Annotated in this window: 10 protein-coding genes; 4 read left to right on the top strand and 6 right to left on the bottom strand. The window is 58.5% G+C overall.

The genetic code is table 11. From position 1 onward, the window contains the following. The first annotated feature begins 184 nt into the window (after positions 1-184). Positions 185-892: a DUF1013 domain-containing protein gene (locus PH562_RS22060; RefSeq protein WP_285175625.1), complete on the top strand. Its 708-nt coding sequence runs from the start codon at positions 185-187 to the stop codon at positions 890-892. Positions 893-1082: 190 nt separating this feature from the next. On the opposite strand, the gene PH562_RS22055 is transcribed toward PH562_RS22060, so the two are convergent. After that, entirely contained in the window at positions 1083-1742 is a 660-nt protein-coding gene (locus tag PH562_RS22055) for a YggS family pyridoxal phosphate-dependent enzyme (protein ID WP_113366510.1), read from the bottom strand. Between the two features lie 199 nt (positions 1743-1941). Between PH562_RS22055 and leuS the strand changes: the two genes are divergently transcribed. Genes leuS through holA form a run of 3 tightly spaced genes read left to right on the top strand, consistent with a single transcriptional unit; the run spans position 1942 to position 6134 of the window. After that, positions 1942-4572: a leucine--tRNA ligase gene (gene leuS, locus PH562_RS22050; RefSeq protein ID WP_285175621.1), complete on the top strand. Its 2631-nt coding sequence runs from the start codon at positions 1942-1944 to the stop codon at positions 4570-4572. After that, positions 4562-5083 carry an LPS assembly lipoprotein LptE gene (gene lptE / locus PH562_RS22045; RefSeq protein WP_285175619.1) on the top strand — a complete coding sequence of 174 codons (522 nt, stop codon included), beginning with the start codon at positions 4562-4564 and terminating at the stop codon, positions 5081-5083. The genes leuS and lptE overlap by 11 nt, the downstream gene beginning before the upstream one ends. A 13-nt stretch (positions 5084-5096) precedes the next feature. Beyond that, the gene (holA, locus tag PH562_RS22040) at positions 5097-6134 is read left to right on the top strand and encodes a DNA polymerase III subunit delta (protein WP_285175617.1); all 1038 of its coding nucleotides are present in this window, start codon (positions 5097-5099) and stop codon (positions 6132-6134) included. Between the two features lie 187 nt (positions 6135-6321). Here holA and PH562_RS22035 read toward each other — a convergent pair whose 3' ends face one another. The 5 genes from PH562_RS22035 to mnmE form a co-directional block, all read right to left on the bottom strand. Continuing rightward, the gene (locus PH562_RS22035) at positions 6322-7206 is read right to left on the bottom strand and encodes a ParB/RepB/Spo0J family partition protein (RefSeq protein ID WP_285175615.1); all 885 of its coding nucleotides are present in this window, start codon (positions 7204-7206) and stop codon (positions 6322-6324) included. A 36-nt stretch (positions 7207-7242) separates the two neighbouring features. Beyond that, positions 7243-8040, bottom strand: a complete 798-nt coding sequence (locus PH562_RS22030) for a ParA family protein (RefSeq protein ID WP_113232966.1) — start codon at positions 8038-8040, stop codon at positions 7243-7245. Between the two features lie 21 nt (positions 8041-8061). Then, positions 8062-8679 (bottom strand): 16S rRNA (guanine(527)-N(7))-methyltransferase RsmG, encoded by a 618-nt coding sequence (gene rsmG, locus PH562_RS22025; protein WP_285175612.1) that lies wholly within the window; start codon positions 8677-8679, stop codon positions 8062-8064. A 29-nt stretch (positions 8680-8708) separates the two neighbouring features. After that, a complete protein-coding gene (mnmG, locus tag PH562_RS22020) occupies positions 8709-10589 on the bottom strand; it encodes a tRNA uridine-5-carboxymethylaminomethyl(34) synthesis enzyme MnmG (RefSeq protein WP_285175701.1) in 1881 nt (626 codons plus the stop codon). A 108-nt stretch (positions 10590-10697) separates the two neighbouring features. Further along, positions 10698-12035: a tRNA uridine-5-carboxymethylaminomethyl(34) synthesis GTPase MnmE gene (mnmE, locus tag PH562_RS22015; protein ID WP_285175610.1), complete on the bottom strand. Its 1338-nt coding sequence runs from the start codon at positions 12033-12035 to the stop codon at positions 10698-10700. Between the last annotated feature and the right edge of the window lie 72 nt (positions 12036-12107).

Below are 12107 nucleotides of genomic sequence, written 5' to 3'. Positions count from 1 at the left end.
CGAGTGCTCTTTCCGCGCAATAAATAGCAGGTCAAACTACGACAGCAATTGGACAAAGTGCATTTCATGCGCAAAGAATTGCAATTCCGCGACACTATCGCTATATAGGGCCGTATTTCCCGGACAATGTGGTGTTACACCCCGGACCGCGACACCGGCGCGGACTGACAGAAGGACTATATCCATGGCTCAACAATTGCTCATGCCGAAGGCAACTGCCATCTGGCTTGTCGACAATACGGCCTTGTCATTCGACCAGATCGCGCAGTTCTGCAAGCTGCATCCGCTCGAAGTGAAGGCCATTGCCGATGGCGAAGCAGCGCAGGGCATCAAGGGCCTCGACCCGATCTCGACCGGCCAGCTGACCCGCGATGAAATCGCCCGCGCCGAAGCCAACCCGAACCACAAGCTGAAGCTTTCCGAGCCGAAGGTCCGCGTGCCGGAATCCAAGCGCCGCGGCCCGCGTTACACGCCGGTTTCCAAGCGTCAGGACCGTCCCAACGCCATCCTGTGGCTGGTGCGCAACCATCCGGAACTGAAGGATGCGCAGATTTCGCGCCTGGTCGGCACCACCAAGTCGACCATCGAGCAGATCCGCGACCGCACCCACTGGAACTCGGCCAACCTGGCGCCGATGGATCCGGTCACGCTCGGTCTCTGCAGCCAGATCGACCTCGACATGGAAGTCGAAAAGGCCGCCAAGGGCCGTCCGCTGCCGACTGCCGCCGAACTTGGCGCAACCCTGCAGCCGGCCCAGGAAACCGAGAAGCTCGGTTTCAGCTATGATCGCGAAGAAGAGAAGGAAAAGGAAATCGACGCCGACGCCGTTTTCGCCAAGCTGAAGTCGCTGAAGTCGACCAGCCGCGACGACGAGGACGACGATCAGTTCTGAAATCCGGTATCATTGAAGATTTACCGAGCTCCGGTCGCAATGCGACCGGAGCTTTTCGTTGTGCGGGCACGGCAGGCTCCCTCTCCCCGCAATTACCATTTTCGGGACTAAAAAGTCCCGTCAAATCCCAATCCGGTCCGCTCGTGTGTTCCACGCAGCAAGGCCTTCAGACATATTTATTTCAGCAGAACTATCGCGCCCCAAAAATCGCCGAGCCGACCCGGACGCTGGTCGCGCCGAAGGCAACCGCAATTTCATAGTCGCTGGACATGCCCATCGAAAGCTTTTCGACGCCGGCCTGCTTGGCGAGCTTTGCCAGCAGCGCAAAATGCGGCCCCGGATTTTCCTCGGCCGGCGGAATGCACATCAGGCCCTCGATCGAAAGCCCCAGTTCCTTGCGGCACAGCTCGACGAAAGCGACGGTATCGTCGGGCGCAATCCCGGCCTTTTGTGGTTCCAGTCCGGTATTGACCTGCACATAGAGCCGCAAACTCTTGCCCTGCCGCTTCATTTCATCGGCGACGGCCCGCGCGATCTTTTCCCGGTCGATCGTCTCAATAACGTCGAATAGCGCCACCGCATCTGCGGCTTTGTTCGATTGCAGTGGCCCGATCAGGTGCAGCTCGATTCCAGGCGTTTCAGCTTTCAGCTCCGGCCACTTGCCCTGACTTTCCTGCACGCGGTTTTCGCCGAACACGCGCTGGCCGGCCGAAATCGCCGGCCGGATCTGATCGGCATCGAAGGTCTTGGAAACGGCAACGAGCTGCACGGAGCCGGTAGCTCGGCCGGCGTGACGCTCGGCGGCTGCGATATGGGAACGGACTTCGTTCAGACGCTCTTGAAGTTCCATCTTTCCGCCTCGATATTTGGCTTGCTTCTCAAACTTTGCAGTAATGAGGCTCACAGGCTTTGCCAAGGGCGAATGCACTGGAATCCGGCTTTGCTTTGCAAGATAGGGCACTTGCTGCACCCGCTAAACTTGACGCTTGGGTGGTTTCGTGGTGAAGGTCACGCCTTAATCCCCATGATTTTCCGGAATACAAAATCAGATGACTAGCGAACGTTATAATCCGCGCGACGCCGAGCCCCGCTGGCAGGAAAAATGGAACGAAGAAAAGGTCTTCGTGACAGACAATGCCGATCCGCGTGAGAAATATTACGTTCTAGAGATGTTTCCCTATCCGTCGGGCCGCATTCATATGGGCCATGTGCGCAACTACGCCATGGGTGATGTCGTCGCCCGCTACAAGCGCGCTCGCGGCTACAACGTGCTGCATCCTATGGGCTGGGACGCCTTCGGCATGCCGGCGGAAAACGCCGCGCGTGACAACAAGGTGCATCCGAAGGAATGGACCTATCAGAACATCGCCTCGATGCGCACCCAGCTGAAGGCCATGGGCCTGTCGCTGGACTGGAGCCGCGAGTTCGCGACCTGCGACGTCGATTATTATCACCGTCAGCAGATGCTCTTCATCGACATGATGGAAAAAGGCCTCGTCTATCGCAAGAAGTCCAAGGTCAACTGGGACCCGGTCGACAACACCGTTCTCGCCAATGAGCAGGTCATCGACGGCCGCGGCTGGCGCTCGGGCGCTCTGGTCGAGCAGCGCGAGCTGACGCAGTGGTTCTTCAAGATCACCGAATTCAGCCAGGAACTGCTGGATGCCCTGGATACGCTGGACCATTGGCCGGAAAAAGTGCGGCTGATGCAAAAGAACTGGATCGGCCGCTCCGAGGGCCTGACGGTGCGCTGGGAAATCGTGGCCGAAACCGCTCCCAACAGCGATCGCGAGATCACCGTTTATACGACCCGTCCGGATACGCTATTCGGCGCCTCCTTCCTGGCGATCTCGGCCGACCATCCGCTCGCCAAGGAAGCGGCTGCCAAGGATCCGGCCATCGAGGCATTCTGTGAGGAATGCCGCCGTGCCGGCACCTCGCTGGCAGCGCTCGAAACCGCCGAGAAGAAGGGCATGGACACCGGCATCCGCGTCCACCATCCCTTCGACCCGTCCTGGGAGCTGCCCGTCTATATCGCCAATTTCGTGCTGATGGATTATGGCACGGGCGCCATCTTCGGCTGCCCGTCCGGCGACCAGCGCGACCTGGATTTCGCCCGCAAATACGGCCTGCCTGTCGTTCCCGTCGTCATGCCTGCCGATGGCGATGCAGCGACCTTTACCGTCGGCGACGTCGCCTATGACGGCGATGGCGTGATGATCAATTCCCGCTTCCTCGACGGCATGAGCACCGAGGAAGCCTTCCAGACGGTAGCAACGAAGCTCTCCGAGACGAGCCTTGGCAATGCACCGCAGGCAGAGCGCAAGGTGAATTTCCGCCTGCGTGACTGGGGCATCTCCCGTCAGCGCTATTGGGGCTGCCCGATCCCGGTCATCCATTGCGACGATTGTGGCGTGCTGCCGGTGCCGAAGAAAGACCTGCCGGTCAAGCTGCCTGATGACGTCACGTTTGACCAGCCGGGCAATCCGCTCGACCGGCACGCCAGCTGGCGGCATGTCGCCTGCCCGCAATGCGGCAAGGATGCCCGCCGTGAAACCGATACGATGGACACCTTCGTCGATTCGAGCTGGTATTTCGCCCGCTTCACCGCTCCCTGGGAAAATCAGCCGACGGATCCGAAGGCCGCCAATCACTGGCTGCCTGTCGACCAGTATATCGGCGGTATCGAACACGCGATCCTGCACCTGCTCTATTCGCGCTTCTTCACCCGCGCCATGCGCGAAACCGGCCATCTCGACGTGAAGGAACCCTTCAAGGGCCTGTTCACGCAAGGCATGGTCGTGCATGAAACCTATAGCCGCGGAAACGGCCTGACCCGCGAATGGGTGTCGCCCGCCGATATCAAGATCGAGGAAGTGGACGGCCAGCGCCGCGCAACGCTGCTGTCGTCAGGCGAGGACATCGCCATCGGTTCGATCGAGAAGATGTCGAAGTCGAAAAAGAATGTCGTCGATCCCGATGACATCATCGCCTCCTACGGTGCCGATACCGCGCGCTTCTTCGTGCTGTCCGATTCGCCACCCGATCGCGACGTCATCTGGTCGGAAGCCGGCGTCGAGGGTGCGTATCGGTTCACCCAGCGCATGTGGCGCCTGGTGTCCGAAGCCGCCGATGCTCTGAAGGCGGTCGAATCTACGCCGGCTAAGGAAGGCGACGCTCTGGCGATTTCGCAGATCGCACACCGTACGCTGAAGGCGGTTCAGGGTGATTACGACAAGCTCGCCTTCAACAAGGCCGTGGCGCGCATCTATGAATTCGTCAATGCGCTGGCGGCACCGCTGACGAAAGTGGCTGCCGGTCAGGCAGATGGCATCTATCGCTCTGCCGTCCGCGAAGCCGTCGAAATCCTGATTGCTTTGGTCGCGCCGATCACGCCGCATCTGGCCGAGGAGTGCTCCGCCGCGCTTGGCAACGTCAACATGGTCGCGACCAGCCCATGGCCGGCCTATGACGAAGCCCTCGTCATCGAGAACGAGATCATCTATCCCGTTCAGATCAACGGCAAGAAGCGCGCGGAATTGACAATCGCGCGCGATGCAGATCAGAATGCCGTGCAGCAGGCCGTGCTCGCCCTGGATGCCGTTACGAGCGCATTGAATGGTCAGGCGCCAAAGAAGATCATCGTCGTTCCACAGAGGATCGTAAACATTGTCGTCTGATAGTCTTTTCAAATTCGCCCGCGTCGCCGGCGCTGCGTCTCTTGTGGCCGTTGCCGGCCTTCTGTCGGCCTGCCAGGTTCGGCCGCTCTACGCTGTCAGCACCGGTGTCACGCAGAAGCTGTCGGAAGTTTCCTTCTCCGACGTCGGCTCGCGTGTCGGTCTCCAAGTGCGCAACCAGCTGATCTTCATTGCGGGTCGCGGCGCAGGCGAGACCAAGACGCCGAAATACAGTGTTGATCTGAGTGTCAGCTCCGGCACTGGTGGCGTGCTTTATCTTCCGTCTTCGAGCACGTCGGCCGCAGGCCGCACGACTGTGACCGTCTCCTTCACATTGAGGGAGATCGGCACCGGCAAGGTTGTCAAATCGGGTAGCCGTGCGGTGACTTCGCTCGTCGACTTCCCGACGCAGGAATTCGCCAAGCAGCGCGCAATCCGTGATTCGGAAGACCGTGCCGCCCGCGAAGTTGCCGAAATGGTCGCAGCCGACATCGCTGCCGCGCTCAGCCGCTGATAAAGAGCGCGGCATGGCGGAAATCAAGTCTCACGAATTCGACGGATTCCTCCAAAATGCCGCGCGCAGCTACCGGATCTTTGTAATCTACGGTCCGGATCGCGGCCTCGTTTCTGAACGTGCAGCACAGATCGCTGCCAAAACCGGCGTCGATCTCAACGATGCCTTTTCCCTCATCAAACTCGACGTCGGCGACCTGCAGAACGATGCAGGACGCCTGCTTGACGAAGTCAACGCCATCGGTCTATTCGGCGGCGAAAAACTGGTCTGGATTCGCGGCGCCGCCAATGAAAAATCATTGGTCGATTCGCTGCAGATCATTGCCGAAAACCCGCCGGAGACGAGTTTCGTCATCATCGAAGCCGGCGATCTGAAGAAGGGCGCAGGTCTGCGCAAGGTGGCGGAACCGGCGCGCTCCGTCGCAACCATTGCCTGCTATGCCGACGATGCCAGAGCTCTCAATGGTTTGATCGATACGGAGCTGGCAAATGAAGGGTTGCGCATAGCCCCAGCAGCTCGCCAAGCATTGCTCGAACTTCTGGGCGGCGACCGGATCGCCTCGCGCAACGAGGTGCGCAAACTGGCGCTTTACTGCCGCGGGCAGGGCACGATCGAAGAGAGCCATGTCATGGAGATCATCGGTGATGCCAGCGCAATTTCCACTGACGATGCCGTCGATGCCATCTTGAAAGGGGACTCCGAGGCCTTTCTGCATGCCATGCAGAAGATCGCCTCCTCCAAGACTCCGATGTTTCTTGTGCTGCAGGGCTGCCTGCGGCAATTTCAGATGCTCGATACGATGCGAGCCGAAATGGATGAAAAGCGCGTTGCCCCGGCACAAGTCATGCAGACGCACGGGCGCCATCTGCATTTCAGGCGCAAGCCGATCATTGAGCAGGCCCTCAAGACCTGGTCCAGCCCTGCGATTGCCCGCGAGATGAACAGGCTGCAATCCGCCATTCTCCAGACACGCCAGCGTGCGAGCCTCGAAGACACGATCGCAACGCAAACCCTGCTTGCGACCACATTGCAGTCGGCACGCAGGGGCTGATGTTTCACGGGATACGGACTTGGACAGGCGTATGCATAGCGGCGCACTAGCAGCCTATCTCGTTGTTTTTACAGGACTATAATAATCTTTCCGCGCAATCGCCGAAAGGTGCGTAACCGTTTCCATCCAGAATCGCGAGAAGCAAACAGCCGGAACGATTTGACGTTTCATGTAGAGCAGAACCGTCTTAGCGGCGCTCCAGAAGCCGGCAGATTTCCTCCAGCTGCTCCAGCGTCTTGTAGCTGATCTTCACCTGGCCGCCGTTGCCGCGGTGATTGATGGAAACATCGAGCCCAAGCGTGTCCGACAGCGTGCGCTCGAGCGCCAGCGTATCGGAATCCTTCTCATCCCTGCGCGCGCCGGCGGGGCGGGGGTCGTTCTGAGCCTTGATGTCATTCTGCGCAAGACGTTCGGCATCGCGAACCGACATGCCCTTGGAAACGATAGTTCGCGCCAGCGCGGTGGGATCGGAGGTCGAAACCAGGGCGCGTGCATGACCGGCGGAAAGCGAGCCCGCAGCGAGCATATCGCGCACCGGATCGGGAAGCTTCAACAAACGCAGGGAGTTGGCGACATGGCTGCGGCTCTTGCCGATGATTTCGCCGAGATCATTCTGCGTATAGCCGTGTTCGGCAATCAGCTGCTCGTAACCCAGCGCCTCTTCCAAAGGATTGAGATCTGCGCGCTGGACATTCTCGACAATGGCGATCTCAAGCGCCGTTTTGTCATCGACATCGCGAACGATCACTGGAATTTCGATCAGACCGGCAAGCTGTGCCGCGCGCCAGCGTCTTTCACCGGCAATGATTTCAAAGCGATCGCTGGAAACTGTGCGAACGACGACCGGCTGGACGATACCGTGCTGGCGAATGGAGCTGGCGAGATCATGCAGCTCGGTCTCATCGAAATAGCGGCGAGGATTGCGTGGATTGCGGCTGATGAATTCGATCGGCACCAAGCGATCCGGATTGACGGCCGGTCTGCCGGCATCTACGGGCGTCGACTGGTCCATCTCCCCGATGAGAGCCGCCAGTCCGCGCCCGAGACGCCGCTTCGAAAGATCATCATTCATCGCCGATACTCACTCTGGAACAAATACTAGGTCATATCAGGCGGCAGCTTTTCGCTGCCGCTCTCTTTGGATCACTTCCGAAGCAAGCTGCAGATAGGCCTGGCTGCCTGCGCACTTCAGGTCGTAAAGAATGGCAGGCTTGCCGTAGGACGGCGCTTCCGACACGCGGACGTTGCGCGGAATCAACGTATGGTAGACCTTCTCGCCAAGATGGGTCCGCACATCGCTGACGACCTGCTGCGCCAGATTGTTGCGGGAATCGAACATGGTCAAGACGATTCCCTGGATGTCGAGTGACGGATTGACCGTGCGCCGCACCTGATCGACCGTCTCCAGCAGCTGGCTGAGACCTTCCAGAGCGAAAAATTCGCACTGTAACGGCACCAAAACGGAATGAGCCGCGGCCATGGCATTCATCGTTAGGAGGTTAAAGGAAGGCGGGCAGTCCACCAGAATATAGGAAAAGGCGAGAGCGTCCGACGCATTCAACGCACGCCGCAGCTTGAAAACGCGGTCCGATTGCTGCGCAATTTCCATCTCCACACCAAGAAGATCCATCGTCGATGGCACAATGAAGAGATTCGGAACGGCCGTTTCCTGCACCGTATCCATGATCCCGTGGCTGCCCACCAGCAGATCGTAGGAGGACAGCTTGCGGTCACGGCGCTCGATGCCCAAACCCGTGCTGGCATTGCCCTGGGGATCGAGATCGACAATCAGGACGCGTTCGCCAATGGCGGCAAGAGCCGTCGCCAGGTTGATCGCGGTCGTCGTCTTGCCAACGCCGCCCTTTTGATTTGCGATGGTAATAATCCGGTTTCGCTCGCCGATCATCTGCCGCACATCCAATTATGGTTAAATCAGGCGTCGAAGACGACTTAGCTCCAGAATGACGGAATCTCGCTCAACGACACTCTGATGTTTTACCAGATCGAATTCCCAACGACCACGGGCTTTCTGCAGCTCGCGTTCGTAATCCCGGCCTTTATGTAGAAAGAGGCGCAGATTTTCATTGCGCTCGAGCCAGGGAGCTGCGTAATCCAGCAACAGTTCAAGCTCCGCAAGCGCCCGGGCCGAGATAACATCGCAGGTCTGGATCGCAGCCGGTGCCTCTTCGATACGAATGGCATGAACAGCGCCCCGGGCCGCGCATTCCCGTAGACAGACACGTAAAAAAGCAGCCTTTTTCTGATTGCTTTCGACCAGATCGACATGTCCGGCACCCTTTTCGGCTAGCAGGATTGCCGTTATCACGCCCGGAAATCCGCCGCCGCTCCCTAAATCGACCCAATGGTCGGTTGCCGGATGCAGCTGGAAAATCTGCGCACTATCCGCGATATGGCGACGCCAGACATCGTCGATCGTAGACGGCGCGACAAGATTGATGGTCTTCGCCCATTTCTGGAAAAGCTGCGCAAAATGCTGCAGCCGTTCCTGTGTTTCACGTGAAACACGCACACCGTTCAATTCCATACTATGGACTCTCTAGCCTTGTAGTCGTGTCAGGAAACGAGCTTCTGTTCGTCCGGTATGCTCATTTTTCTTAAATAAGCCAATAGCAAAGAAATAGCCGCGGGCGTTATCCCGTCAATGCGCAACGCCTGGGCGAGATTCTTGGGCCGCGCCGTTTCCAACTTCTGCTTCAGCTCATTTGACAATCCCGAAAGAACGGAAAAATCAAATTCCGCCGGAATGACGCGCTCTTCTTCCCTGCGAGCCTGAATAATATCAGCTGTCTGGCGATCCATATAGACGGCATAGGCCGCTTCAATCTCAATGGCTTCGGCCACGTTGCGCTCGATGGACTGCAATTGCGGCCAGAGCCGCGACAAGTTCTCCACCGACTGCCCAGGATGAGAAAGGAGCTCATAGGCAGAACGCCGCTGACCATCCTTATTGAGATGCATACCGCCCTTTTCAGCTTCGTTCGGCGTTACCGTCAAGCTCTTCAGCCGATCGCGGGCCTGCTCGAGCCTCTTCATATACTGATCGAAACGTGATGCGCGGCCGGAACCGACGCAACCTATGGAAAGGCCGATGGGCGTCAGCCGGACATCTGCATTGTCCGCCCGGAGCGATAGGCGATACTCCGCGCGCGAGGTGAACATGCGATAAGGCTCCGCCACGCCGCGCGACGTCAAATCGTCGATCATGACACCGATATAGGATTCCGTGCGGCTGAACTCGATCGGTTTGCCGCCAGCAGCCAGACGCGCGGCATTCAGCCCCGCGACAAGACCTTGGGCGCCGGCCTCTTCATATCCCGTCGTACCGTTGATCTGGCCAGCCAGGAAAAGCCCGGGAATCTTTTCCACTTCGAGAGACAGCTTCAATTCGCGGGGATCGACATGATCATACTCGATGGCATAGGCGTGCTGGAGAATGCGAACTCGTTCCAGACCCGGAATGGTCTTGATGAATTCATCCTGAACATCCTCGGGCAAGGAAGTCGATATGCCATTTGGATAGACCGTGCTGTCATCCAATCCCTCCGGCTCAAGGAAGATTTGATGACCGTCACGTTCACCGAATTTAACGATCTTGTCTTCGATCGATGGGCAATAGCGCGGTCCCACACCTTCAATCTGACCGGAATACATTGCCGAACGCTTCAGGTTTTCGGCGATGATCCTATGGGTTTCGGGCGTCGTACGGGTTACCCCGCATTCGATCTGCGGATTCACGATGGACTCGGTCATGAAAGAGAAGGGTGTCGGATCTTCGTCCGCACCCTGACGTCCGACAGAATCCCAATCGATGCTCGCCCCATCGAGGCGAGCCGGCGTTCCGGTTTTTAATCGACCCAGGGCAAGGCCGTGTCGCAGCAATGTCGCAGAAAGTCCGAGGGACGGCTCTTCGCCAACGCGGCCAGCCGGTATCTTCTTGTCGCCAATATGAATGAGACCGCGAAGAAAAGTTCCTGTTGTCAGAACAACGGCTCCGCAGCGAAAGGCGCGGCCGTCCTTCAAGATCACCGCGGACACCCTGCCGTGCTCGAAGGTAAGATCGAAAGCATCGCCTTCGATAACCTCCAGATTGTCGATCGCGTTGATCTCCGCGTGCATGGCCAGGCGATAAAGCTTGCGATCTGCCTGGGTGCGGGGACCGCGCACAGCGGGACCCTTCTTGCGATTGAGCATGCGGAACTGAATACCAGCCGCATCCGCAACGCGGCCCATCAAGCCGTCAAGGGCGTCAATTTCTCGAACCAGATGACCTTTGCCGAGACCGCCAATGGCGGGGTTGCAGGACATGACGCCGATGGTGTCGCGCTTGTGCGTCACCAGTGCCGTGCGCGCGCCCAGGCGTGCGGCCGCAGCGGCAGCTTCGCTGCCCGCATGGCCGCCACCCACAACGATCACATCATACGCTTTATTGAACATCATCAAGTCCTCGGTCGTGCCGCTTGTTTGGCACACCAATTTCAGGAGTCAAGAAGGTTTCACGTGAAACGTCAGTCAAGAAGCTCTAGCTACTCTGTTTCACGTGAATCATTTTCCTATGCAGAATTCCGAGAAGATTACATCCAGCAAATCTTCCACATCGACCCGTCCGGTAATGCGCCCAAGGCTTGTTGCCGCCTGTCTCAGGTATTCGGCTCTGATATCCAGACCGCGATCTTCCGAAGCCAGTGCAGCTTCAACCGCGTTAAGGCTCTCGGCAAGCAGGGTGCGATGGCGCAGCCGGCTCGGCAAAGCGAGCGACAACATCCCGGAACGGGCCTGCAGATCCTGGCGAAGAAGCTCGTGCAATTCCGCCAGGCCTGAGCCAGTGGTCGAGGAGATCAACAAATCATAGCCGTTGGCTTCTTCCCCGGCGTGAATATCCGCTTTCGTACCCATAGTCAGGACCTTACCGGGAAAACCGGGAAAACTCCGCTGCGCCTCACTGCCGATCTCGGCAAGAGACAGAACAAGATCCGCATCCGCAACTGTCCGTAGCGCCCGGCGAATGCCTTCGCGCTCGACGACCTCATCCGTTTCCCGCAGGCCCGCCGTATCGTAAAGCTTGACCGCATATCCTTCGATATTCAGATCGACATGCAGCACGTCGCGGGTCGTGCCGGCAATATCTGTAACAATCGCCACCTCGCGCTTTGCCAACGCATTCATGAGACTGGACTTGCCGGCATTGGGCGCGCCTGCAATGACCACCTTCAAGCCGTCGCGAATGATTTCGCCGAGATCGGCGCCGGCAAGATGATCGGAAATTTCAAGACGCAGCCGCTTCATATCGGCCCATACCGTGTCCGAGACGGAACCAGGCACATCGTCTTCATCAGCGAAATCGAGTTCCGCCTCGATCAGAGCGCGTGCCCGCGTTAGCCTGTCGGCCCAACCGTTATAGATACCCGACAGCCCGCCGGCCGCATGCTCCAGCGCGAGCCTGCGCTGCATCTCCGTTTCAGCACCGATGAGATCGGCAAGGCCTTCCACCTCAACGAGATCCATCTTTCCATTCTCGAGAGCTCGCCGCGAAAACTCACCATGCTCCGCCAAACGACAATGCTCAAAGGTCGAGAGCTCCTTGAGAAGCGCATTCACCACGGCTTTGCCGCCGTGAACATGAATCTCCACGCAATCTTCGCCCGTGAAAGAGGCCGGACCCGGAAAAACCAGCACAAGGCCACGATCAATGACCAGATCGTTACGAGTCCGAATCGTTCTAAGTGCAGCTTGTCGGGGCTGCGGCAACACGCCAGCAAGAGCTTCAGCAATGCGAAGCGCCAGATTTCCGCTGATGCGGATCACGGCGACGCCGGCCGGCAAGCCGCCGCTGGACAAAGCATAGATCGTCTCGTTCATCGTCAGCATAAGATTGATCCGCATCCGAATCGATCGCCTCGCGTTCCTCGAGGTCGGCTTCTGATCCCAAAAAACAAAATCGGGCCGCAATATGCA

The sequence above is a fragment of the Rhizobium centroccidentale genome (genome assembly GCF_030182565.1).
Lineage (GTDB): Bacteria > Pseudomonadota > Alphaproteobacteria > Rhizobiales > Rhizobiaceae > Rhizobium.
Note: the sequence above shows the minus strand (reverse complement) of the source record. Positions and strands in the feature narration are given on the sequence as shown.